Annotated in this window: 21 protein-coding genes, 1 tRNA gene and 2 pseudogenes; 18 read left to right on the top strand and 6 right to left on the bottom strand. The window is 71.4% G+C overall.

The features are described 5' to 3' along the window. Nucleotides 1–63 precede the first annotated feature (63 nt). Together C8250_RS17065 and C8250_RS44845 are read left to right on the top strand one after the other, a co-directional pair. On the top strand, nucleotides 64–1,197 hold the full coding sequence (locus C8250_RS17065) for a glycosyltransferase family 2 protein (RefSeq protein ID WP_346268751.1): 1,134 nt from the start codon (nucleotides 64–66) through the stop codon (nucleotides 1,195–1,197). Next, nucleotides 1,116–1,625 (top strand): hypothetical protein, encoded by a 510-nt coding sequence (locus C8250_RS44845; RefSeq protein ID WP_346268750.1) that lies wholly within the window; start codon nucleotides 1,116–1,118, stop codon nucleotides 1,623–1,625. Before C8250_RS17065 ends, C8250_RS44845 begins: the two co-directional genes overlap by 82 nt. 103 nt (nucleotides 1,626–1,728) lie before the next feature. On the opposite strand, the gene C8250_RS17060 is transcribed toward C8250_RS44845, so the two are convergent. After that, the gene (locus C8250_RS17060; protein WP_138353133.1) at nucleotides 1,729–5,298 is read right to left on the bottom strand and encodes a bifunctional glycosyltransferase/CDP-glycerol:glycerophosphate glycerophosphotransferase; all 3,570 of its coding nucleotides are present in this window, start codon (nucleotides 5,296–5,298) and stop codon (nucleotides 1,729–1,731) included. 123 nt (nucleotides 5,299–5,421) lie between these two features. Here C8250_RS17060 and galE point away from each other — a divergent pair, with 123 nt between their 5' ends. The 6 genes from galE (at nucleotide 5,422) to C8250_RS17030 (ending at nucleotide 11,488) form a co-directional block, all read left to right on the top strand. Further along, nucleotides 5,422–6,402, top strand: coding sequence for a UDP-glucose 4-epimerase GalE (galE, locus tag C8250_RS17055; protein WP_138353134.1), 981 nt, complete (start codon nucleotides 5,422–5,424; stop codon nucleotides 6,400–6,402). A 167-nt stretch (nucleotides 6,403–6,569) separates the two neighbouring features. Continuing rightward, a complete protein-coding gene (gene proB / locus C8250_RS17050; RefSeq protein WP_244809168.1) occupies nucleotides 6,570–7,700 on the top strand; it encodes a glutamate 5-kinase in 1,131 nt (376 codons plus the stop codon). Nucleotides 7,701–7,856: 156 nt separating this feature from the next. After that, a complete protein-coding gene (locus C8250_RS17045) occupies nucleotides 7,857–8,309 on the top strand; it encodes a hypothetical protein (RefSeq protein WP_138353135.1) in 453 nt (150 codons plus the stop codon). Nucleotides 8,310–8,480: 171 nt separating this feature from the next. Next, complete coding sequence (locus C8250_RS17040) at nucleotides 8,481–9,788, top strand: glutamate-5-semialdehyde dehydrogenase (protein ID WP_138353136.1); 1,308 nt, start codon at nucleotides 8,481–8,483, stop codon at nucleotides 9,786–9,788. A 95-nt stretch (nucleotides 9,789–9,883) separates the two neighbouring features. Next, nucleotides 9,884–10,318: a hypothetical protein gene (locus C8250_RS17035; RefSeq protein WP_138353137.1), complete on the top strand. Its 435-nt coding sequence runs from the start codon at nucleotides 9,884–9,886 to the stop codon at nucleotides 10,316–10,318. 66 nt (nucleotides 10,319–10,384) lie between these two features. Further along, nucleotides 10,385–11,488 carry a hypothetical protein gene (locus C8250_RS17030; RefSeq protein ID WP_138353138.1) on the top strand — a complete coding sequence of 368 codons (1,104 nt, stop codon included), beginning with the start codon at nucleotides 10,385–10,387 and terminating at the stop codon, nucleotides 11,486–11,488. Nucleotides 11,489–11,563: 75 nt separating this feature from the next. Here the strand turns inward: C8250_RS17030 and C8250_RS17025 are convergent, their stop codons facing one another. Further along, nucleotides 11,564–12,703, bottom strand: coding sequence for a M48 family metallopeptidase (locus C8250_RS17025; RefSeq protein ID WP_244809167.1), 1,140 nt, complete (start codon nucleotides 12,701–12,703; stop codon nucleotides 11,564–11,566). A 142-nt stretch (nucleotides 12,704–12,845) separates the two neighbouring features. Here C8250_RS17025 and C8250_RS17020 point away from each other — a divergent pair, with 142 nt between their 5' ends. The 6 genes from C8250_RS17020 to C8250_RS16995 all read left to right on the top strand — a co-directional run bounded on the left by C8250_RS17020 (nucleotide 12,846) and on the right by C8250_RS16995 (nucleotide 16,761). Beyond that, the gene (locus C8250_RS17020) at nucleotides 12,846–12,998 is read left to right on the top strand and encodes a hypothetical protein (protein WP_187144878.1); all 153 of its coding nucleotides are present in this window, start codon (nucleotides 12,846–12,848) and stop codon (nucleotides 12,996–12,998) included. Nucleotides 12,999–13,006: 8 nt separating this feature from the next. Continuing rightward, nucleotides 13,007–13,609 carry a nicotinate-nucleotide adenylyltransferase gene (gene nadD / locus C8250_RS17015; protein WP_138353140.1) on the top strand — a complete coding sequence of 201 codons (603 nt, stop codon included), beginning with the start codon at nucleotides 13,007–13,009 and terminating at the stop codon, nucleotides 13,607–13,609. A 27-nt stretch (nucleotides 13,610–13,636) separates the two neighbouring features. After that, entirely contained in the window at nucleotides 13,637–15,370 is a 1,734-nt protein-coding gene (locus tag C8250_RS17010; RefSeq protein WP_138353141.1) for an LCP family protein, read from the top strand. 139 nt (nucleotides 15,371–15,509) lie between these two features. Beyond that, the gene (rsfS, locus tag C8250_RS17005; RefSeq protein WP_138353142.1) at nucleotides 15,510–15,944 is read left to right on the top strand and encodes a ribosome silencing factor; all 435 of its coding nucleotides are present in this window, start codon (nucleotides 15,510–15,512) and stop codon (nucleotides 15,942–15,944) included. Continuing rightward, complete coding sequence (locus C8250_RS17000) at nucleotides 15,941–16,594, top strand: histidine phosphatase family protein (protein ID WP_239069862.1); 654 nt, start codon at nucleotides 15,941–15,943, stop codon at nucleotides 16,592–16,594. The genes rsfS and C8250_RS17000 overlap by 4 nt, the downstream gene beginning before the upstream one ends. Before the next feature lie 94 nt (nucleotides 16,595–16,688). Further along, a tRNA-Ala gene (locus C8250_RS16995) sits at nucleotides 16,689–16,761 on the top strand. A gap of 93 nt (nucleotides 16,762–16,854) precedes the next feature. Here C8250_RS16995 and C8250_RS16990 read toward each other — a convergent pair. After that, the gene (locus C8250_RS16990; protein ID WP_138353144.1) at nucleotides 16,855–17,352 is read right to left on the bottom strand and encodes a MarR family transcriptional regulator; all 498 of its coding nucleotides are present in this window, start codon (nucleotides 17,350–17,352) and stop codon (nucleotides 16,855–16,857) included. Nucleotides 17,353–17,396: 44 nt separating this feature from the next. Here C8250_RS16990 and C8250_RS16985 point away from each other — a divergent pair, with 44 nt between their 5' ends. Both C8250_RS16985 and C8250_RS16980 read left to right on the top strand, forming a co-directional pair. Continuing rightward, complete coding sequence (locus C8250_RS16985) at nucleotides 17,397–18,380, top strand: EamA family transporter (RefSeq protein ID WP_244809166.1); 984 nt, start codon at nucleotides 17,397–17,399, stop codon at nucleotides 18,378–18,380. A 5-nt stretch (nucleotides 18,381–18,385) separates the two neighbouring features. Further along, nucleotides 18,386–19,024, top strand: a complete 639-nt coding sequence (locus C8250_RS16980; RefSeq protein WP_138353146.1) for an NAD(P)H-binding protein — start codon at nucleotides 18,386–18,388, stop codon at nucleotides 19,022–19,024. 51 nt (nucleotides 19,025–19,075) lie between these two features. On the opposite strand, the gene C8250_RS16975 is transcribed toward C8250_RS16980, so the two are convergent. Continuing rightward, on the bottom strand, nucleotides 19,076–20,038 hold the full coding sequence (locus C8250_RS16975; RefSeq protein WP_306664960.1) for a helix-turn-helix transcriptional regulator: 963 nt from the start codon (nucleotides 20,036–20,038) through the stop codon (nucleotides 19,076–19,078). A gap of 102 nt (nucleotides 20,039–20,140) precedes the next feature. On the opposite strand from C8250_RS16975, the gene C8250_RS16970 reads away from it, so the two are divergent. Next, complete coding sequence (locus C8250_RS16970) at nucleotides 20,141–21,589, top strand: MFS transporter (protein WP_187144877.1); 1,449 nt, start codon at nucleotides 20,141–20,143, stop codon at nucleotides 21,587–21,589. Nucleotides 21,590–21,715: 126 nt separating this feature from the next. On the opposite strand, the pseudogene C8250_RS16965 reads toward C8250_RS16970, so the two are convergent. Further along, nucleotides 21,716–21,835 (bottom strand): annotated as a pseudogene (locus tag C8250_RS16965) (alkene reductase); the annotation flags it as partial. Between the two features lie 3 nt (nucleotides 21,836–21,838). Between C8250_RS16965 and C8250_RS43545 the strand changes: the two are divergent. Then, a pseudogene (locus C8250_RS43545) lies at nucleotides 21,839–22,099 on the top strand (MarR family winged helix-turn-helix transcriptional regulator); the annotation flags it as partial. Here the strand turns inward: C8250_RS43545 and C8250_RS16960 are convergent. Further along, nucleotides 22,089–23,441, bottom strand: coding sequence for a glycosyltransferase 87 family protein (locus C8250_RS16960; RefSeq protein ID WP_307811308.1), 1,353 nt, complete (start codon nucleotides 23,439–23,441; stop codon nucleotides 22,089–22,091). The pseudogene C8250_RS43545 and the gene C8250_RS16960 sit on opposite strands and share 11 nt — an antisense overlap. Nucleotides 23,442–23,500: the final 59 nt, after the last annotated feature.

Genomic DNA, 23,500 nt, shown 5'->3' with positions numbered 1-23,500 from the left:
GGGGACTTTCCGGCCGGCGCCGGATGAGATGATCTCCTGATGGTCAGGGACATGGGGTCGGGTATGGGACACGTCAGCATCGTTGTGATCGTCTACAACGACGCCTCCCGCATCGTGAGCGCCGTTGAATCCGCGCTCGCGCAGGGGTCCGAGGTCGGCGAGGTGATCGTCGTCGACGACTGTTCGACGGACGGCACCCTCGACGCGCTCGCGCCGCTCGCCGCGGACCCGCGGGTGCGGATCCTCCCCAGGGCGACGAACAGCGGGGGCTGCGGGACACCGCGCAACGACGGCATGGCCGCCGCCGCCTTCCCGTACGTGATGTTCCTCGACAGTGACGACATCCTGCCGCCGGGAGCGATCGGCGCCCTGCTGCCGATCGCCGAGCAGCGGCGTGCCGACGTCGTCGCCGGCCAGTGCCTGCGCGTGGAGCTCCCGGACGGCGCGACCACCGTCTGGGCCCCGCTGATCTACGACCGGTCGGCGGGTGCCGATCTGCCCGGCAGCGTGATCCAGGGGATCGAGGACCGGCCCCGCATGCTGTGGGACACCCTGTCCGTCAACAAGCTCTACCGCCGGGCGTTCCTGGAGAAGCACGCCATCACGTTCCCCGACGGCGCCTTCCACTACGAGGACTTCGTCTTCACCGCGCGGGTCTACGCCGCCGACCCGCGGCTGGCGGTGACCGACGAGGTCGTCTACCTCTGGCAGGTACGCAGGCAGGCGGCGAAGCTGTCGATCTCGCTGAGCCGCGGCGCCATCAGGAACTGGCAGTCCCGCGTCACCGCCCACCGCGGCGTCGTCGAGGTGCTGCGCAACGCCGGACGCGAGGAGCTGGCGCTGCATGCGCAGGCCAAGTTCTGCGACTACGACCTGCCGCTCTATTTGCGTGAACTCCCGCAGCGCGACCGGGAGTACGTGGCCGACTGGTGGCGGATCACCCGTGACTACCTGGCCGGGTTCGACTCCGAGGGCATCGCCTGCGCGGCTGTCGTCTCGCGCTGGATCGCCGGTGCGATCCTGGCCGCGCCGGAGCCGGCCGAGCTCGGCCGGCTGGTGGAGCTGACCGCCCGCCCGCCCCGGCTGATCCCCCGTACGACCCGGCCGCGCCGCCCGTGGGTCTCGGTCTGCTGGCCACCGCCGAACTGCCGGTGGCCGTCGACGGCCGGGTCAGGGCGGGCGGCAGCACCCGGCTGAGCCTGCGCGTGCACGAGCTGTACGGGCGGCTCGCGGAGCTCGGCCCGCGCACGATCCATGTCGAGCTGGAGGAGCGGACCGGAAGCCGGCCCGCGGTCGGCGTGGAGGCACCGCTGGTCCCGGACGGCGACGGCTGGACCGCCGACGTACGGCTGTCGACACCGGCGCTGGCCTGCCCCGGGCAGCTGGGCGTGTGGAACGTACGGGCCGAGATCCGGTACGCCGACGGCGCCGCGACCCCGGTGGAGGTGCGGGCCGCCGGAGCCCAGGCGCCCCGCCGGGGCATCGTGGTGCGCCCCACCGGCCGGGTGCTGCTGGTCCAGACGCATGTCACCGGCGGCCGGGCGCTCGTGCTGCGGGTCGCGGACGGGCTGCAGGGCGCCCGCAGGGTCGCCGAGGCCCGGATGCGCCGGCTGCTCGGCCGCTGACGCTGCCGCCTTCCGGTCTTCTGCCTCCGCCTTCTGCCGGACTCACCCGAAAGGGCGGCCACCCCGAGGGGTGGCCGCCCTTTCGCGGCTGTGAGCGGGGAGGTCAGTCCTCCTTCGCCAGCTCCTGCATCCGGTCGATGACCCGGCCGGCGGCCTGGCCGTCGTCCAGGTCGCAGAAGACGTCCTGGAACTTCTTGTACGCGCCCTTGTACCGGTCCGTCACCGCGTCCAGGTCCTTGAGTGACGCGATCAGCTCGTCCGACGTGGAGATCAGCGGCCCGGGGGCCTCCTTCTCGAAGTCGAAGTAGAAGCCGCGCAGCTGGTCGCGGTAGTGCGCCAGGTCGTAGGTGAAGAACAGCATCGGGCGGCCGGTGTTCGCGTAGTCGAACATCAGCGACGAGTAGTCCGTGATCAGAACGTCCGCGGCGAGGAACAGCTCGCCGATCTCCGGATACTCCGAGACGTCCCAGACGAAGCCCTCGCCCGCACCCGGCACCGTGTCCACCACGTTCGGGTGGCGCCGGACCAGGAGCACGAAGTCGTCCCCGAGCTCCTGCTTGGCCTTCACCAGATCGACCTGGAGGTCGAGCTTGTACCGGCCGGGGCCGTAGTACTGGTCGTCGCGCCAGGTCGGGGCGTAGAGCACGACCTTCTTGCCCGCGGGGAGGCCGATGCGCTCGCGCACCTTCTGGGCGATCTCGTCGCGCTCCGGTGCGTAGAGCATGTCGTTGCGCGGGTAGCCCGCCTCCAGCAGCTCACCGTCGAACGCGAAGGCGCGCTTCAGGATCGGCGTGCTGAAGCGGTTGGGGGAGACGATGAAGCTCCAGCTCTTCGACTCCTTCGCCACGTTCTCCAGGTACCGCCCGTTGGTGAACTGGACGTCCTCGATGTCGTGGCCGATCTTCTTCAACGGGGTGCCGTGCCAGGCCTGGACGACGACCTGGCCCGGACGCCGCTTCAGCCAGTACGGCAGGTGCGCGTTGGTGACGATGTACCGGCTGCGGGCCAGCGCCTCGAACCACTCGCGGCCCCACATGCGGACGGCCTTCGCGCCCGGCGGCAGTTCCACCTGCTCGTCGCGGACGACCCACAGGTGCTCCAGGTCGTCGCCGCGCCGCATCAGTTCCTCGAACACCGCGCGCGGCGAGTCGGAGAACTGCTTGCCGGTGTAGCTGTCGTACAGCACGGACTCGCGCAGCGGCTGGGTGCGGGCCTCGGGGTAGAACTGCGTCCGCAACTGGCGCTGCCGGTACGGGCCCTGCTCGTCGGTCCGCAGCGACGCGGTGACCTCGAGCGCCAGCCGGTCGTAGGAGTGCGCGGCCGCGACGTACTTGCGGCCGGCGACCATGGTCTCGGCGGGCAGGTCGTCGATCAGCGCGGGGCTGATGACGACCGGGGTGCGCTCGTTGTCCTCCACCGAGTTCTGGAACATCAGGTTCCAGCGGCCGGGACGCAGCGGCAGGGTGCCGGCCATCCCCGGGACGGCGTGCACGGTGAGGGTGGCGGTGAACCGGTTGTCGGCCACCGTCACGGGGAAGACCTTCTCCTCGTGGTGCGCCCGGTGCATCAACACCAGGTTCGCCGGGTCGGTGGCGCTGGTCGGGCACTCGCCCTCGACCAGCAGCGAGCCGTCCGACTGCCAGGTCAGCCGGTCCACGACGGGCCGTACGATCCGGTCGCTCAGCAGCAGGTAGCCCGGTGCGTTGCGGTGCAGGGCCAGCTCACGGGGGAGACCCGAGGCCGACGGTGCCAGCGCGTACCGGCCCGGCGCCAGATCGTCGTCGGCGATCAGCTGGCGTGCCTTGCGCTCACCGGGAACGATGATCTCGGTGCGCCAGGTCTCGCTGTCCGGCGCCTTGACCGAGGACAGTGCGACCTCCGTCATCCGGCCGTCGACGATGTCGTCCAGCGGGATCCGTACGGTGAAGGTCGTCTGCCCCTTGGGGGAGCTTCCGGTGATCTCCAGCGGGTACTCGTGCGAGCTGGGGGTCTTGAGGTGCTGCATGCTCAGCAGGCTGCCCTCGGCGAGCTTGCCGGCCGCCACTCCGCGGATCTCGATGAATCCGTCGGTCAGTTCGTGCCCGGTGACCCGGGCGCGGACCTTCTCCACCCGCAGCCGCAGCCGGCCGCCGATGAACAGCGGGACGATCCGGGTCTCGGCGTCGACGTAGTGCACCGGCGGGTGGGTGCCGGAGCCGAAGGCCCCCGGGTTCAGGGCGCCCTTGCGCAGCAGGCCGCGGCTGAGGTTGCCGATCGCGAAGCGCCAGGTCGACTCGTTCCAGTGGCCGCGCTGCTTGAGCTTCTGCGCGTTGACCGTCAGCTCGAAGCCGGACCAGTCGTACGAGTAGCGGTTCTGGCCGGAGGTCGACGTGGCCTCGGGACGGAAGACCGTACGCGCCGGAATGACCAGCGTGCGCTTGGACTTGCTGTTGCGCAGCGCGATGACCTTGAGCGACATCCGCCGCTTGTGGACGTTCAGGTTGCTGACGTAGGAGAAGCCCTCGATCTTCAGTTCGTCGCCGTGCCAGGTGATCGAGGACACCTTGGTGCGCAGCGCCAGTTCCTGCTTGAGGCGGTACACGTGATTCGGCACACCCACGGTGCGGTTGCCGAAGAACGGGAACTTGCCGTAGCGGCGGAACCGCCGGACGACCGGCAGGGACGCGCCGGTCTCCTTCTTCTCGTACGACAGGACTTCGAGCAGCTCGTCCAGCTTGCCGTGCCGGATCAGGTGCCACTTCAGCCGCATGAGGGCCGGCAGCGCGTCCAGGGCGCGGGGCTCCACCCGGCTCAGGAAGTCCGAGGCGACCTGCATGAAGAGGTCGCGGAACTCCTGGTCCGCGTCGGGCAGCACATTGATGAAGATCCGGATGTCGCTGGCGAGGGCCGTCTCGTCGTACCAGCGCTTGTACTTGCGGTACTCCTTGCCCGGCTGCGCGGCGAGGAAGCGGCTCACCGAGTCGACGGCGGCCACGCGGTCGCGGACCGACTTCAGCTCGGTGCGGCGCTGGGTGATGGACGGTGCGGCGCCGCCCTCACGCTGCCGCCAGTAGTACGTGGGCTCACCGAGGATGTCGACGCTGCGGGCCCTGAAGTGCGCCGGGACCGTCAACGGAGTGTCCTCGTAGAGCACACCTTCGGGGAATTCCATCGCGTACTTGTCCCAGAAGGTGCGGCGGAACACCTTGTTGGGGGCGAGCCGGTCGGCGATGAGTGCCGGGTCACGTGTGATGTGGGTCTTCAGCCGCGTCGTCGCCGTGGCCTTGCGGTGCATCGCCGACTGGGCGGTGCCTTTCGAGTCCAGCGTGAACACGTTGCCGGACGCGAAGTCCGACCCCGTCTCGTCCAGCGTCGACAGGAAGTGCTCGTAGGCGTAGTCCGGGATGATGTCGTCGCTGTCGACGAATGTGAGGTAATCCACCCCCGGAGTGCAGTTGCGTACACCGGTGTTACGGGCGTGGCCAAGGCCGCCGTTCGTCTGTTCGACAAGGCGGAACCGCGGGTCGCGGGCGGCGAAGGCGGTGGCGATCTCACCACTTCTGTCCGTCGAACCGTCGTTGACCATGATGACTTCGAGCTCACGGAGCGTCTGGCCGGCGAGGGATTCGAGGCACTCCTCGAGAAACATCTCGACGTTGTAAATCGGCACTACCACCGAGAGCCGAGGGACCATGGGTCAGGACAACCTTTCCGTGGCGGGAAATGACGAACCGAGGTCCTGCTCCGGGGGAGCGCAGCCTGCTGAGGGTTCACTCCGAGTTTATCGCATGGCTACTCACCGACTTAGACTGACCGGATGACCTGGATGATCACCGGCGGCGCCGGATATATCGGATCGCATGTCGTCAAGGCGCTCGTCGAGAGCGGTGAACAGGTGGTCGTCCTCGACGATCTCAGTACCGGTGACGCGGCGCGGCTGCCCGCCGGTGTTCCCCTGGAGCAGGGTTCCGTGCTGGACCGGGCGGCGCTGGACCGCGTCCTGGGGCAGTACGAGGTGCGCGGGATCGTGCACATCGCGGCGAAGAAGCAGGTCGGCGAGTCGGTTGAGCGCCCGCTGCACTACTACCGCGAGAACGTCGTCGGCCTGCAGACGGTCCTCGAGGCCGCCGCCGAGGCCGGGGTGAGCCGCTTCCTCTTCTCCTCCTCCGCCGCGGTCTACGGCATGCCGGACGTCGAGCTGGTCACCGAGCGGACCCCCTGCGACCCGATGAGCCCCTACGGCGAGACCAAACTCACGGGGGAGTGGATGGTCGGCGCGGTCGGCCGGGCGCACGGCATGGCCACCGCCTCGCTGCGCTACTTCAACGTGGCGGGCGCCGCCTCCGCGGAACTCGGCGACCCGGGGATCTTCAACCTGGTGCCGATGGTGTTCCAGCGACTGGCCCAGGGCAAGCCGCCACTGATCTTCGGCGACGACTACCCGACGCCGGACGGCACCTGCGTCCGTGACTACATTCACATCGAGGACGTCGCCTCCGCCCACGTCGCCGCGGCGCGCCGGTTGACCGCCGACCCCTCGGCGTCCCTGAAGCTCAACATCGGCACCGGCGAGGGCGTGTCGGTGGCGGAGATGATCGACCTCATCCGCGAGGTGTCGGGACACACCGACCTCGCGCCCGAGATCGTCCCGCGCCGCGCCGGCGACCCGGCCCGGGTCGTCGCCTCGGCCGAGCTGATCGGCAAGGAGCTGGGCTGGTCCGCCCGGTACGACGTCCGCCAGATGGTCACCTCGGCCTGGGCCGGCTGGCAGCTGCGGCACCCGGACCCGCAGGCCTGACCTGTGATCCGCCGGCCTGACCCGTATCCCGGACCCGTCGCCCCGGCGGGTGCCGGGGCGCGGTGTCCAGGGCGCGATACGCCCGGCCGCGCGGTGCCCCGGATCACGTAGATTGCACGGATCGGGGCAGGCGGACCGACGGGAACAGGCGAGCACAGGGGACGTACGTGGCAGCGGCGCGGCAGGACGTGGTGGAGGCCCGCAGGGTCGTGGTCAAGGTCGGTTCGTCCTCGCTGACGACGGCCTCCGGCGGGCTGGACGCGGATCGCGTCGACGCGCTGGTGGACGTGCTGGCGACGGCCCGGGAGAACGGCCCGAAGGAGATCGTGCTGGTCTCCTCCGGCGCCATCGCCGCAGGCCTCGCCCCGCTCGGTCTCGCGAAGCGGCCGCGCGACCTGGCCCGCCAGCAGGCCGCCGCCAGCGTCGGCCAGGGACTGCTGGTGGCGCGGTACACCGCGTCGTTCTCCCGCTACGGGATCCGGGTCGGCCAGGTGCTGCTGACCTCCGACGACATCAGCCGCCGCGCCCACTACCGCAACGCGTACCGGACCCTGGACCAGCTGCTCGTCATGGGCGCGGTGCCGGTCGTCAACGAGAACGACACCGTGGCCACCGACGAGATCCGCTTCGGCGACAACGACCGGCTGGCGTCCCTCGTCGCCCACCTGGTCCGCGCCGACCTGCTGGTGCTGCTGTCCGACGTGGACGGCCTCTACGACGGCGACCCGCGCTCGCCCGGCGCCACCCGGATCGACGAGGTTGCGGGACCCGCCGACCTCGAAGGCGTCACCATCGGCAGCGCCGGCAAGGCCGGGGTCGGCACCGGCGGCATGGTCACCAAGGTCGAGGCGGCCCGGATCGCGGCCGCCGCCGGCATCCCGGTCGTGCTCACCTCCGCCAGCCACGCCGCCGACGCCCTCGCCGGCCGCGTCACCGGCACGCTCTTCCACCGCACCGGCAAGCGGTCCGCCGACCGGCTGCTGTGGCTCGCGCACGCCTCCACCCCGCGCGGCGCGCTGCGCCTGGACCCGGGCGCGGTCAAGGCCGTCACGGAGCGCCGTACCTCGCTGCTGCCGGCCGGACTGACCGGCGTCGAGGGGCAGTTCGTGGCCGGCGACCCGGTCGACCTGCTCGACGAGTCCGGCCGGGCGGTCGCCCGAGGCCTCGTCAACTTCGATGCCAGGGAGCTGCCGCGGCTGCTCGGCCGCTCGACGCACGACCTCGCCCGCGAACTCGGACCCGCGTACGAGCGCGAGGTCGTGCACCGCGACGACCTCGTTGTGCTGCACCAGCACTGAGCGAACGGCCGGCCCGGCAGACCCAGTCGGGGACTTCTTGTCGAAAACGTCCCCGCGGTAGCCCGCACCCTGGTCAACTTTGAAGCGGAGGAGTCGCCAATACCGCCGCGGGGACGGGCGGCGCTCGCAAAGCAGAACGCCACAGGGAGGCCGCCGGTGAGACGAGGGCGCCCAGGTTCGTTCCCCCGGGGGACGACGGAACGGGCACTGGTCAGCGTCGACAGCGGAGCGGATACCAGTGCGGACCATCAGCCGGAAGCGCGCACCAGCTCCCGGCTCTGGCACGTCACGCTCAGCGTCTCCGGGCCCGGGGCCCCGCTCCCGGAGGTCAGACGCGCGCTGGAACAGCTCGCGCACGATCACCCGTTCCTGCTGACCAGCCGATATGCCCATGACCACGCCGAGATCAGGTACTGGGAGGAGGCCCGTGACCTCCACGATGCCGCGGCCATCGCGCTGCGCCTGTGGGGCGAGCACCGCTCGACGGCCAAGCTCCCGCCATGGGAGACGGTCGGCCTCGAAGTGATCGACCGTGAGACCTATCACCAGCGCATCTCCGAGGGCTACGGCCCCCCGCCGGCCGTGCCGGTGGGTGTCCACCCCTTCTAGGCCGTCTCTGTGTTTCCCCAGCACCCCTGACCACTGCCGAGTGGTGCCCCAGCCCGGCCCGGGTCCCGCCCCGGCCGGGCGGCGGGGGAGCCGGCAGGCCGGGGCGGCGGGCCGTCTCAACGGCCGGAATCCCGTCCCGCCGTCCCCGGGAGGCGCCGTAGGCTGCCTGACATGAGCAGTAGCCATGACGCCCCCTCCCTGCCCTCCCCCCTGCCCGAGTCCGCTGTGCTGCGGGCCGCCTACCGGGCCAGGGCCGCCGCGGCCGACCTCGCGCCGCTGCCGCGCTCGGTGAAGGACGACGCGCTGCTCGCCATCGCCGACGCGCTGGTAGTGCGGACGAAGGAGATCGTCGAGGCGAACGCGCGCGACGTGGCGCGGGCCCGGGCGGCGGGGAGCAGCGACACGGTCATCGACCGGCTGACGCTGACCCGCGAGCGGGTCGCGGCCATCGCCGCCGACGTCCGCGACGTGGCGGGCCTGCCGGACCCGGTCGGCGAGGTCGTCCGCGGCTCGACGCTGCCGAACGGGCTCGATCTGCGCCAGGTGCGGGTGCCGCTCGGCGTGGTCGGCATCATCTACGAGGCCCGGCCGAACGTGACCGTGGATGCGGCCGCCCTGTGCCTGAAGTCCGGGAACGCGGTGCTGCTGCGCGGTTCGTCCTCCGCGTACGCCTCCAACGAGGCACTGGTGAAGGTGCTGCGGGACGCCGTCGGCGGTGCCGGGCTGCCGGCCGACGCGGTGCAGCTGGTGCCGGGCGAGAGCCGGGAGTCCGTCAAGGAGCTGATGCGGGCCCGCGGCATGGTCGACGTCCTCATCCCGCGCGGCGGAGCGTCGCTGATCAGGACGGTCGTCGAACAGTCGACGGTGCCGGTCATCGAGACCGGTACCGGCAACTGCCACGTCTACGTGGACGCGCAGGCCGACCTCCCGATGGCGGTGGAGGTGCTCATCAACTCCAAGGCGCAGCGTCCCAGCGTCTGCAACTCCGCGGAGACCCTGCTGGTGCACCAGGACATCGCCGAGGCGTTCCTGCCGCTGGCGCTGGCGGCGCTGGCCGAGGCCGGGGTGACCGTGCACGGTGACGAGCGGGTGCTGGCGCTGGCCGAGCGGACCGGCTCCAAGGCCACCGTGGTGCCGGCGACCATGGAGGACTGGGAGACCGAGTACCTGAGCTACGACATCGCGGCGGGAGTCGTCGACTCGCTGGACGCGGCCGTCCACCACATCCGGCTCTGGTCGTCCGGCCACACCGAGGCGATCGTCACCACCTCGCAGCCCGCGGCCCGCCGGTTCACCCAGTTGGTGGACGCGGCCGCGGTCGTCGTCAACGCGTCGACGCGGTTCACGGACGGCGGTGAGTTCGGGTTCGGTGCGGAGATCGGCATTTCCACCCAGAAACTGCACGCCCGCGGCCCGATGGGGCTGCCGGAGCTGACGTCGACCAAGTACATCGTGACCGGCGACGGCCACATCCGGTAGCGGGGCGGTCCGTCCACAGGGCCAACTGGGCGGGGGGGCAGTGTATTTCATCCGCTCCCTGCCCAAAGCGCCGTTGGCCGGACTACCCTGGTGCGATGCCGGATGATGACGAGTTCGCATCCCTGGTCTTCGACGAGGACTTCGTACGGTCCGCGCCCGTGCACGAGCCCACCGCGCGCCAGCGCATGCTCGCCGCCGCGCGGGCCCGTGCCGAGGCCGAAAGCGTTTCCGGCGGCGGGTCCGCGCCGGCCGATCCCGTCCGGTACGACACCGGCGAATCCGACGACCTGTATCTGCAGCACGTCCGTATGGCCGAAGGCCGCCCGTACCGCGGCGGCAGTGTCCGCTGGCACCGTTCACTCGCCTGGCTGCTCGCCGTGCTGATGGGAATCGGCGTGGTGGCGCTGACCTTCGCGGCCGTGTACCGGGGTGCCGGGGGCGGCCGCCAGCCCGCCGTACCTGCGCCTCCGTCGAGCGGCCGGGTCGGCAGCCAGACCCTGCCGCCGGTCGCCGCGACCCCGCTTCCCTGAGCTGCTGTCAGAAGTTGTCGCGTATCACGGCGTTTATATGTGCCTCCGGAGACTTAACCTTGTGGTATGGCCGGTCCTGGAGACCCTCCTGAGGGCGCCCCTGAGGGAGTCCCGGGAGGTGGTGAGGACGAGTACCGATCCGTCGTCTTCGACGAATCGTTCGTTCGAGCTGCCCGTATCCAGGAGTACTCGGCCCGTGAGCGGCTGGACGGGACGTCGCGGGCGGTGCGCGTCCGCCATATGTGGCCCGTCGCCGGCGCCCCGCGCCAGGCCCTGATCCTGGTCGTACTCATCGCCGTCGCCTTCGGCACCGCGATCTACCTGGGCATACGTCATCCGTACAGCAGTTCGGGGCCGGATGCGGTGGAGCCGCTGCGGATCACGCTGATACCGCTGGTGCCGCCGGGCCCGGTACCGGCCGTGGACACGAAGTCGCTGTACGCGAACGATCCGGCCGCGCACTACCGGGCCGGTGCCGAAGGGCTTCCGCTGCCGACCGCGCGCCGTGTCGGGGACTTCACCGAGAGTCAGGTGATGCAGGCGCTCAGCACCACCAAGGAGTACCTGGTGGCCTCGTCGCTCGACCCGGAAGCGGTTACGGGCGGCGGTGTGCGCGCCGTCCGGGATCTGATCGATCCCGGCCAGGTCGACCAGTTCGACCGCAGCCTGAGCGCCCCGGGCGACGACGGGCAGCACGCGGCGACCGGCTGGCTGGTGCGGCTGGACCCGGCCAAGGTGCGGCTGGCCGACCAGAAGGTACGGGTGAACGGCACCATCGCGGTGGCCCAGGTCGGTGACGACCGGCTGGAGGTCGTCGCCGACCACACCTTCGTGTACGCGGTGCAGGGCGTCACCGGTTCCGGGGCGGCGCAGGGCACCACCTCGCTGTTCACCGTGCGGCGCGAGATGCGGTTCCGCTTCGACCGGGACGACCTGCGCGACCACCACATGGAAGTGGTGCAGGCCGATGTCGCCGCCGGACCGCTGTCCTGCACGGCCCCGGCCGCCGACTACTTCCGGCCGCTGCTCGCCGGCCAGTCGCCGCAGGGCCCGACCACCGCCGATCCGTACGACCGCGACCGTCCGGCAGTATCCGTCTGCGCGGGGCTGGCGAACGGCGCCACCGGTACCCCGGCGGCGCCCTCCACCACGTCCTCAGCAGCTCCCTAGGCCGCGCCCGAGGGCGTTACGGCCCGGAGGCGGTGCCCGGAGCCGGTGCCTGGAGCCGGTGCCCGGGAATCGGTGTCACTCCGCGCGGGGACCGTTCTCCGGGCTGTCCCCGGGGTCTTCCTGCGTCTCCTCCGCCGGCCGCTCCTGGGTGCTGGTCTGCGTGCCGCCCGGACCGGTGAACTTGTTCCTGAGCTTGCCGCCGATGTCGCCCGCGCCCGTCGATATGTCGCGGATCAGGCCCATCAGCGGGTCCTTGCTGGTCTTGACGTTCTCCGCGTAGTGGTTCGCCGACTCCTTGAAGGTGTCGTAGGCCGAGGTGTCCTTGTCCTCGCTCCTGCGCGGGTAGTGCCCGTCCATCAGCCGCTGGTAGTCGCGGCTCGCCGCCCACTTCTTCAGCTCGGCGGCGCGCACCGTGGTGAAGGGGTGGGTGCGCGGCAGCACGTTCATGATCTTCAGGACGGAGTCGCGCAGGTCGCCGGCGGCCTCGTACTCGTCGGCCTGCTTCAGGAACGCGTCCACGTTCATCTCGTGCAGGTGGTTGCCGCCGGCGATCTTCATCAGCCCGCGCATCGACGCCTGCAGGTCCTGCCCGACCAGCAGCCCGGCCCGGTCGGCCGACAGCTCGGACTTGCGGAACCACTCGCGCAGCGCCGTGACGATCGCCAGGATCGCCAGGTTGCCCAGCGGGATCCACGCGACCCGTACGGCCAGATTCGTCAGGAACAGCAGGATGGTGCGGTAGACCGAGTGGCCGGAGAGCGCATGGCCCACCTCGTGGCCCACGACCGCCCGCATCTCCTCCTCGTCGAGCAGCTCGACGAGGCCGGTGGTGACCACGATGATCGGCGAGTCCATGCCGATGCACATCGCGTTCGGCTGCGGGTCCTGCGTGACGTACATCGACGGGACCTTCTCCAGGTCCAGGATGTAGCAGGCGTCGAGCAGCATGACGTTCAGGTGCGCGAACTGCTGGTCGCTCACCCGGACGGAGTCCGAGAGGAACAGCAGTCTCAGCGAGCGCTCGGGGAGCAGTCCGCTGAGCGCCTTGAAAGCGGTGTCGAAACCGGTCAGCTTGCGGAGCGCGACCAGCGCGGACCGGTCGGCGGGATGCTCGTACGCCCTGGAGGAGATCCCCGGGAAGCGCTTGCGCGTGCGGCTGGGCACCTTCGCGGCACCGCCACTGGACTCCGTGGAGTCGCTCGGATCGTTCGGCACGGACATAGTGACCCAACCCCCAGATAGCCAACCGGTACATACTCTGGACGCGCGGAGCCTGCGCTAAGTTCCACAGGGCCCGCCCGTACGATGTGCGTGAGTCTTCCCGTCCACCCTCGAAACCGCAAAGGTCCTGCCGACCATGACGTCATACGCAGCTGCCGCACTGACCACCCTCGCCGAGGAGTCGGGTGGGGGGAACCACGAGAGCCTCAGCCCGTATCTCACGGGCGGTGGCGCGCTGTTCGCGCTGCTCCTCCTGCTGTGGATCACGACCCGCTTCAACCGGGACTAGTCTCCGCGATGCCTGGGAACGTGAAGAAGCGGATCGGCGTGATGGGCGGAACGTTCGACCCCGTCCACCACGGTCACCTGGTCGCCGCCAGCGAGGTGGCGAGTCTGTTCCAGCTCGACGAGGTCGTCTTCGTGCCGACCGGCCGGCCGTGGCAGAAGGCCGACAAACCGGTCTCGCCACCCGAGGACCGGTATCTGATGACGGTGATCGCCACCGCCTCCAACCCGCAGTTCTCGGTGAGCCGCAGCGACATCGACCGCGGCGGCAAGACGTACACCATCGACACCCTGCGGGATCTGCGCGACGAGCACGCGGACGCGGACCTCTTCTTCATCACCGGCGCGGACGCGCTCAACCAGATCTTCTCCTGGCGGAACGCCGAGGAGCTCTTCTCCCTCGCGCATTTCATCGGGGTGACGCGTCCTGGGCATACCCTGGCGGATCCGGGCTTCCCGGAGGGCGGGGTCTCGCTGGTCGAGGTTCCCGCGCTGGCGATCTCGTCGACGGACTGCCGCCAGAGAGTGGCCAAGGGCGATCCGGTCTGGTACTTGGTGCCGGACGGGGTGGTGCGCTACATCGACAAACGCAGGCTCTACCGGGACGACGGGTAGCGGACGCATCGCAGTGAAGGGGTCCTCGTGAACGACGCAAACCCCCGTTGGCAATACGCCGAGGGAGGTCCTGAGAACGGTCAGGACCCGAACGCCCCGCAGGACCCGCCCGCGCCCCAGGACCCTTACTACCAGCAGCAGTACGGATACGACCCGTATGCACAGCAGCCGGAGCAGCAGCCCCGGCGACAGCAGCCGCCGCAGCAGCAGCCGGGGTACGCCGACCCGTACTACGCGGACCCGGCGCAGACGTACGCGGGGCAGCAGCAGGGCTGGATCCCGCAGCAGCAGCCGTATCCGGACCCCCAGTACGCGCAGCCGCAGCCCTTGCAGCAGCCGCCGTACCAGGACCCGCAGTACCAGCAGCAGCCGCAGTACGGCGCGCCGCCCGCTCAGCCGTACTACGCGGCGCCCGCCCCGGCCGCCGCTCCGCCGGCCGCCCCGGTGCCCGCGCAGGTCCCCGGGCCCGACGCCGGACCGCCGCGGCAGCAGGCCGGACAGGACTACCGCACCGAGCAGTTCGCCTTCGTCGACGAGGACGACGAGGAGTCGGAAGAGGTCATCGACTGGCTGAAGTTCTCGGAGTCCCGCACCGAACGCCGTGCCGAGACCAAGCGGCGTGGCCGCAAGCGCAAGATCGCCCTGGTGCTGCTGGTCGTGGTGGCGCTGGTCGGTGGCACCGGCTACCTCTGGAAGACCGGCCGGATCCCCGGCCTCGGCGGCTCGGGCAAGAACACGGCGGCGGCCGGCGCGGGCGGCCAGAAGCGCGATGTGATCGTGGTGAACCTGCGGCCGGTGGACGGCTCGGAGTCCTCCACGGCGCTGCTGGTCAGCAACCAGACCACCGGCAAGGGCACCACGGTGCTGCTGCCGAACACGCTCGCCCTCAGTACCGACGACGGCGGTTCGACCACCCTCGGCAAGCAGATCGACCAGGGCCAGGAGCCGACCCGGCAGGGGCTGAACACGCTCCTCGGGTCCGACATCAAGGGCAGCTGGCGGCTGGACACCCCGTATCTGGAGATCCTCGTCGAGTCCCTCGGCGGCATCACCCTGGACACCGACACCGCGGTGAACGGGACGCAGAAGGACGCGGGCAAGGTCCTGGTCACCCAGGGCAAGGCGCAGGAGCTGAACGGCCAGGGGGCCGTCGCGTACGCCACCCACCGCGGGCCCGGCGAGGCACAGGCCAAGCAGCTCATCCGCTTCGGCCAGGTCATGCAGGCCGTCCTGGCGAAGATGCCGAGCGACTCCGCCTCGGCGACGAAGACCGTCGAGGCGCTGAACTCGATCCCGGACCCGTCGCTGCCCGTCAACGCGCTCGGCGCCTCGCTGGCGCAGCTCGCGGAGCAGGCGAAGACGGGGACCTACAGCACCGCGCTGCTGCCGGTGCAGCCGAACGGGACGCTGAGCGCGCAGGCCACCGAGAGCGTCGTGAAGGACGTGCTGGGCGGCACCGTGAAGAACGCCGGGGCCTCGGCGCAGGCCAGGGTGCTGATCAAGGACGCCTCCGGCGACAAGAAGGCGGCGGGCCTGGCCCAGGCCGCGATCCTGAACGGCGGCGTGTACACCTACGTGGCGGGCGGTACGGCCCCGTCGTCGCAGCCGGCCTCCGAGGTGCTCTACGCCGACGACGCCCGCAAGGCGGCGGCCGCCGATGTGGCCAAGACCCTGGGGCTGCCGGCGGGCGCGGTGAAGAAGGGAACGGTCGCCGCGAATGCGGACATCACGGTCGTCCTCGGCAAGGACTACAAGGGCTGACACCCCCCTGAGCGGCGGCCCGGGACCGGCCGGGAATCCGCTCAGGGGGCCTGACCAGGCCTGATGGATAACGGGTCGGGGGCTGTCCGTGGGGCGTGAGACCCTGGAGAGACACGCCCTCGACCCGAAAGCCTCACCTGTGACCGCCACTGACCACTCCATCGAGCTCATCAAGGCCGCCGCGCAGGCCGCCGCCGACAAGCTCGCGCACGACATCATCGCCTATGACGTCAGCGACGTCCTCTCCATCACCGACGCGTTCCTGGTGGCCTCCGCCCCGAACGACCGGCAGGTCAAGGGCATCGTCGACGGCATCGAAGAGGCGCTCCTCAAGGAGCTGGGCACCAAGCCGGTGCGCCGCGAGGGCGAGCGCGACGGCCGCTGGGTGCTGCTCGACTACATCGACATCGTGGTCCACGTGCAGCACTCCGAGGAGCGCGTTTTCTACGCCCTCGAGCGGCTCTGGAAGGACTGCCCCGAGATCGAGCTGCCCGCCGACGCCGTCGCCACCCGCGGCAAGGGCGAGGAGCACGCGAAGCTGTACGCGGCCGAAGCGGATGGAGACCTGAGCTGAACGGGCACACGACGGGCCGCGGCCGCCGGATCGTTCTTTGGCGGCACGGCCAGACCGAGTGGAACCTGGAGCAGCGCTTCCAGGGCAGTACCGACATCCCGCTGACCGCGGACGGTATCGCCCAGGCCCGGCGCGCCGCCAGGCTGCTCGGCGCTCTCGAACCGGCCGCGATCATCGCGTCCGACCTGCAGCGCGCCTCCGCGACGGCCGCCGAGCTGGCCGCCGTGACCGGCCTCGGTGTGACCCACTACGAGGGGCTGCGCGAGACGTACGCGGGGGACTGGCAGGGTCTGACCCACACGGAGATCGTGGCGCGGCACGGCGAGCAGTACGCCGCCTGGAAGCGCGGCGAGCCGGTACGGCGCGGCGGCGGTGAGCTGGAGACCGAGGTCGCGGACCGGGCGGCGCCCGTGGTGCTGGGCGAGGCCGACAAGCTGGCCGACGGCGGCACTCTCGTGGTGGTCAGCCACGGCGGCACGATCCGCACCACGATCGGCCGGCTGCTGGGGCTGGAAGCGGGCAACTGGGAGGCCCTCGGGGGTCTGTCGAACTGCTGCTGGTCGGTGCTGGGCGAGGGAGCGCGCGGTTGGCGGCTGCTGGAGCACAACGCGGGCACGCTGCCCGAACCGGTGCTCGGCGACGACAACTGATCCACTCGCCGGTGGATCACCGGGCGGATTTCGCATCTGCCCCGGAGACCGGTTAAGCTTCTTCTCGTTCCCAGCGCGAGCCGCTGGAAACGGCGGGGCTGTAGCTCAGTTGGTAGAGCGCTTGCATGGCATGCAAGAGGTCCGGAGTTCAATTCTCCGTAGCTCCACGATAAGGATCCCGTCCGATCACTGCGATCGGGCGGGATCTTTGCGTTTCCGCAGGTCAGCCGCGTGTGGGTCCGGCTCTGGCCGGGCGCGGGTCAGTCGATGGTGTCGCCGAGGGACTCGGAGAGATGCCGCAGGGCGTTGGCGAGGGCCGCCCGCTCGGGTTCGGTCAGCGCGGCGAGCAGCCGGTTCTCGGTGGCGAGGTGGTCGGGCAGCACCTCGTCGATGAGATCGCGGCCGTCACGGGTGAGAGCGACATGCACCACACGGCGGTCCGACGGGCTGGGGGTGCGCGTCACCAGGCCGCGGTCCTGGAGGCGGTCCAGCCGCTGGGTGACGGCTCCTGAGGTGACCATGGCCGCCAGCATCAGCTCGGCCGGTGTCAGCCGGTTCTCGGGGCCGCTGCGGCGCAGCGTGGCGAGGACGTCGAACGACGCGGCGTCGAGTCCGTGCGCGGCGAACGTACGGCGGAGTTCGGCGTCGATCACCCGCGAGAGCCGTTTCAGCCGGCCGATCACCGCCATCGGCGAGACGTCGAGGTCGGGGCGCTGCGTTCCCCACTGCTCCAGCACGCGGTCCACATGATCTGCCACCTGAGTACTGTACCAATGTCTTAGCGATGAGATACATTGCCTTAGTGCTAAGTAATCGAGTCCGGATCATCGTCGTGACCGCGCTGGCGCCCGCGATCTGGGGCACCACCTACCTCGTCACCACCGAGCTGCTACCGCCCGACCGGCCGCTGCTGGCCGCGCTGCTGCGCGCGCTTCCCGCGGGCCTCGTGCTCGTCGCCCTCACCCGGCGGCTGCCGCAGGGGTCGTGGTGGTGGCGTGCCCTGGTGCTCGGCTCCCTCAACATCGGGGCGTTCCTCGCGCTGCTGTTCATCGCCGCCTACCGGCTGCCGGGCGGGGTCGCCGCGACCCTCGGCGCGCTCCAGCCCCTGCTGGTCGCGGGCCTGTCCTCCGGTCTGCTCGGCGAGCGGCTGTCCCCGCGCACCGTCCTGGCCGGCATAGCGGGCGTGGCCGGCGTCAGCCTGCTCGTGCTGCGGGCCGACGCGCGGCTCGACGCGATCGGTGTCGCGGCCGCTGTCGGCGGCGCCGTCGTGATGGCCACCGGAGTGGTGCTCAGCAAGCGGTGGACGTCACCCGCACCGCTGCTCGCCACCACCGGCTGGCAGCTCGTCGCGGGCGGCCTGCTGCTGCTGCCGGTCGCCCTCCTCGTCGAAGGCCCGCCCCCGGCGAACCTGACAGCCGAGAACCTGGCCGGCTACGGCTATCTCTCGATCATCGGCGCGGCATTCGCCTACGCCCTGTGGTTCCGGGGGATCCGCGACCTGTCGCCCACCAGCGTGACGTTCCTCGGTCTGCTCAGTCCCGTGGTCGCCACGGTGCTCGGCTGGCTCGTCCTGGACCAGGAGCTCACCGCGGCCCAGATCCTGGGCGGGCTGATCGTCCTGGCCGCCCTCGTCGTGGCCCAGACGCGGAACGCCGCGCACCGGCCGGGCCCCGGCGGACCGCCGCGGTTCCGGAGCGCCGGCACCGCTATGGGCGGCGCCCCCGAAGCCGGCGACGTCCGGAACCCCTCGTCCGTCCCCATCGACAACTCATCGAGCAGGAGCTGAGATTGATGCGCATCACCGTCTTCGGAGCAGCGGGCAACGTAGGGCGCCGGGTGGTGGCCGAGGCGCTGGCGCGGGGCCATCAGGTCACCGCCGTCGTGCGCGATCCGGCCCGCTTCCCCGAGCTGCCGTCCGCCGCCGACGCACGGGCGGGCAACGCCGCGAACGCCGACGACGTGGCCGAACTGAGCGCAGGCCAGGACGTGGTGATCGGAGCGACCCGTCCCGCCCCCGGCAGCGAGGGCGAACTCGTCACGGCCACCCGGGGGTTGCTGGCCGGGCTCACCGGGACCGGCGTCCGGCTGCTGGTCGTCGGCGGCGCGGGTAGCCTGACCGTGCCCGGCACCGGGGGCGTCACCGTCGTCGACGGACCCGGCTTCCCCGCCTCGTGGCGCCCGATCGCGCTGGCGTGCAACGAGCAGCTCGCCGTCTGCCGCGCGGAAACCGCGGTGGACTGGGGCTACTTGAGTCCGTCCGCGCTGCTGGAGCCGGGAGTGCGCACGGGCCGCTACCGGCTGGGCACCGATGAACTGCTGGTCGATGCCAAGGGCGACTCGGCGATATCCATGGAGGACCTGGCGGTGGCGCTGCTGGACGAGGCCGAGCGGCCCCGCCACCACAGGACCCGCTTCACCGCCGGGTACTGATCCCCGGGTGGCCGCCGGCCGCGCCCGCCGGTGTGCGGGTGTCCCGCCCCCTCACGGGAGGCGGGACTCCACCGGCTCCGCCACCCGGTCGGGCACCCGCTCGGCCACCCGTTCTGCCGCTCGCTCCGCTTCTCGTTCCGCCACGATCTCCGAGACCTTCCGCCGGTGCACGGGGCAGCCGATCATCGGCTCGGCCATGACGCGCAGCCGCTCGATCTGCGCGCGGCTCTCGTCGTCGGCCGGGGTGTAGACGACGATCCGGTGCTCGGCCATGCCGTCGATGGCCAGCGACACCGAGGTCAGGTTGATCAGCCCGACCGACGCGTGCCGGAACACCTTGAGCCGCGGTCCCGGCGAGGCGACGTCACCGCGTGCCCACATCTGCGCGAACTCCGGGCTCTCGTGGATCAGGCGCGCGATGAACGTCTCCCAGACCGGCTCCCCGACATGCCGGCCGTACGCGGCGCGCAGCTGACCGACCATGCGGGGCAGTTCCTCGTCGCTGTTCACCATCGACGAGCAGCAGTCCGGGATGGTGAACAGCTTCAGCAGCACATTGCGTTCCGCGCGCGGGACGAACGTGGTCGCCGGCCAGATGTCGCGGTAGGCGGCGTTGGAGGCCTGTACGTCGTAGCGCGCGCTGTAGACCACGGCGGGCAGCGGGTCCAAGGCGTCGAGGATGCCCTGCACCTCCTCGCCCACCACCTCCGCGTCGGAGACGTCCTGGCGGACGAACGGCACCCCGGCCAGCCGGTAGAGGTGCTCGCGCTCGGTCACGTCGAGCTGGAGCACCCGGCCGACCGCGTCCAGCACCTGCACACTGGCGTTGATCGGGCGGCCCTGTTCCAGCCACGTGTACCAGGTGACCCCGACCCCTGCGAGCTGCGCGACCTCCTCGCGCCGCAGACCGGGGGTACGGCGCCGCAGCCCCGGCGGCATGCCGACGTCCGCGGGGGTGATGCGGGCGCGGCGGCTGCGGAGAAAGGCGGCCAGGGCGGTGCGGCGTTGGGGCATCTCCCCATCCTCCATCGGCCCGGGCACGCTTGCCAGGTGCTGCCGGTACCAGCATCACAGGGCTCTCGTTACCAGTAGTGCGCCGCGCGCAGGCTGGCGGACATGACGAATTCCGTGCTCCCGTTCCCCGTCACCGACAAGGAGACCACCCCCGGCGCCGACCGGCGCCCGCGCACCGGCCTGCTGCTCGGCATCATCCTGACGGGCCAGTTCATGGCCCTGCTCGACGTCTTCATCGTGAACGTCGCCGCGCCCACCATCCGTACCGATCTGCACGCCTCGGGCGCCGGGCTGCAGCTCATCGTGGCCGGCTACACCATCGCGTACGCCGTGCTGCTGATCACCGGCGCCCGGATCGGCGATCTGCTCGGCCACCGGCGGGTCTTCCTGTCAGGACTGGCCCTCTTCACGGCCTCGTCGCTGGCCTGCGGCCTCGCGCAGTCCACGGGTCAGCTGATCGGCTTCCGGTTCGTCCAGGGCGCGGGCTCGGCCCTGATGATTCCGCAGGTGCTCAGCCTGATCCAGCTGACGTTCAGCGGCGAGGCGCGGTCGAAGGCGCTCAGCGTCTACTCGGCGGTGATCGCCTCGGGCGCGGCGATCGGCCAGTCGCTCGGCGGGGTGCTCGTCAGCGCGGACCTGTTCGGCACCGGCTGGCGGCCGGTGTTCCTGGTGAACGTACCGATCGGGCTGGTCATGCTGGTCGTCGCGCCGCGGGTGATCCCGGCCGACGTCCGCAGCGCCCCGGAACGGCGGCGCGGACTCGACCTGCCGGGACTGGTGACGCTGGCTGCCGCGGTGACGCTGTTCACCGTGCCGCTGGTGCTCGGGCAGGAGGAGGGCTGGCCGGTGTGGGGCTGGATCTGCCTGGGTCTGAGCGTGGTGCTGTTCGGGCTGTTCACGGTGCTGGAGTCGCGGCTGGCGCGCCGTGGCGGCGCCCCGCTGGTGTCCGGGCGGGTGCTGCGGGCGCCGGGGATGGCGCGGGCGGCGACGATGATCGGCCTGGCGATGGCGGTCAACGCGGGCTTCCTGTTCAGCATCGCCCTGCATCTGCAGACCGGGCTGGGGGACAGCGCGCTGCGCACCGGCCTCACCTTCGCCGTCGCGGCGGTGTTCTTCGGTGGAGTCGGCCTCAACTGGCGCCGTCTGCCGCAGAGCTGGCACCGGTGGCTGGCCCCGGCCGGCTTCGCCGTCGGGGCGCTCTCCTTCGCCGTGCTCGGCCTGGCGCTGCGCGGCGGCGGGCACGGCGGGTTCGCGCTCTTCGCCGGACTGGCGGGGATCGGCACGGGGCTGGGATCGGCGTTCAGCCCGACCCTCACCCGCGCGCTGGGGAAGGTGGCCCCGCAGGACGCGGCCGACGCCAGCGGGCTGCTGGCCACCGTCACCCAGCTCGGCATGCTGGTGGGCGTGGCCACCCTCGGCACCCTGTTCCTGAACCGCCTCGACGTCGCGGGGCCGCACCCGGCGGCCCATGCCTTCGCGGTGACCGCGGCGGCGCTGACCGTCGTCGCGGTGGCCGGGGCGCTGCTGGGGCTGCGGCGCGACAAGGCGTAGGGCCGGACGGAGCCGGGACCGCATCCCGGCTCCTCCCGCCCCCGGCCCCGCGCTCCGACCGCCTCGCTGCGAACCGTTCCGCTGCGAACCATTCCGCTCGGAACCGTTCGGCTCCGCCCGCTCCGTTCAGACCAGCGCGGGATAGTCGGTGAAGCCGCGCTCGTCCCCGCCGAAGAACGTGGCGGAGTCGGGGGTGTTGTACGGGCCGCCGGCCGCGAGGCGGCGCGGCAGGTCCGGGTTGGCGAGGACGACGGGCGCGCGGTCCTCGTCGAGGCGACCGAGGCCGGCCACACGCTGCGCGCACCCGTCGAGGACGCGTGGCGGCAGCTGGAGGAGATCACCGTCGCGGGGCTGTCGGCGGCCGACCGCCGGGAACTGGCCCGGCTGCTGGCCCGGGTCGAGGACAACCTGCTCCGCCGTGGCATGGACGGGGCGGAAGAGACGGACGGGACGGGCGAGGCGGCTGCGATGGGGACGACTGCCGGGGTAGAGGGTTCGGTCAGCGGTTGACGTAGTCGTACGCGGCCGCCCGCCGCGACGACAGCACGGGTGTGGAGCGCCGTCGGCGCGGATCGTTGCGGAAGGCCTGGAACGCCACCGTGCCGGTCACCGCGAGGAACGCGGCGCCGATCGCCGGATAGACCGCGGACAGCGCCATCTGCCCGCCGCTCTGCCCCAGTTCGAACCGCCCGGCGCCGTGCGGGACCAGCCACAGCATGAACGAGCAGAACAGCAGCCCCACCAAGGCCGCCCCCGCCGCCCACAGCGCGTCCCGGCGGCGCAGCGCCTCGGTGCCGAGCAGGATCACCATCGGCACCCCCCACACCCAGTGGTGCGACCAGGAGATCGGGCTGACCAGCAGCGCGGTCACCGCGCAGGCCAGCGTCGCCCAGGCCACGTTGTAGGGCAGCCGGTCCCCGGCGAGCAGTGCCGCGACCGAGACGGCCAGGCCCGCGCAGCCGACGACGGCGGCCGCCAGCAGCCAGCCGCTGCCCGGGTCGCCGGTGTGGAGGGCGCGGGCGAAGATCCCGCGCAGCGACTGGTTGGCGGTGTCCTCGCCGAAGCCGACCCGGTCCGCCGCGAAGAGCATCTCGGTCCAGAACCGCCGTGAGTCGTGCGGTAGCGCCACCGCTGCCATCGCCACCGTCCCGACGAACGTGATGACGGCCACGGCGGCCCGCCGCAGGTGCGGATTCCAGGGGCTGTGGCCACGGCGCAGCCGCCGCCAGCCCAGCGCCACCCCGGCCACCGCCAGCAGCACCGCGAACAGCGCGGGCGTCAGCTTGATGCCCGCCGCGATCCCGGTCCCGAAGCCGGCCCAGCGATGGCCCGCGCGCCGCGTCAGGTCCCACAGCACCAGCACGGCCAGCAGCAGGTTGATCTGCCCGTACCGCAGGGTCGTCCACACCGGCTCGCACCACACCGCGACGGACGCGACGGCCAGCGTCACCGCCGCGGCCGGCAGCTTGGCCGGCCGCCCGGTCAGCCGCAGCGACAGATGCACCAGCGCCACCAGCAGGCCCAGGTTCGCCACCGTCGCCACCGCGCGCATCCCGCCCACGCCGATCCACGTCAGAGGCATGAACATCAGCGCGGCGAAGGGTGGATAGGTGGTCGGGAGGTTCGCGTACGTGGCCCGCATCTCGTACAGGTCGCCGCCGTTGCGCACGGTCGCGCCCTCGGCCCGGTAGACCATCAGGTCGATCATCGACACATGGGAGGCGCGCTGCGCCATCCAGAAGCCGGCGAAGGAGACCAGGCAGACCGCCGCGGCGAGCAGCGTCGGTCGCCGCAGAATGAACGTCCTGGCCGCAATCATGCGGGTGTCGGCGGTCAGCTGCGTCGCTGTCACAGTGCGCTGCTCCAGGGAGACTGGTGGGGGGCACGGGGCGCCGGTGAACCTGGCACGGA

The organism is Streptomyces sp. So13.3, from assembly GCF_005860785.2.
GTDB lineage: Bacteria > Actinomycetota > Actinomycetes > Streptomycetales > Streptomycetaceae > Actinacidiphila > Actinacidiphila fildesensis.
Note: the sequence above shows the minus strand (reverse complement) of the source record. Positions and strands in the feature narration are given on the sequence as shown.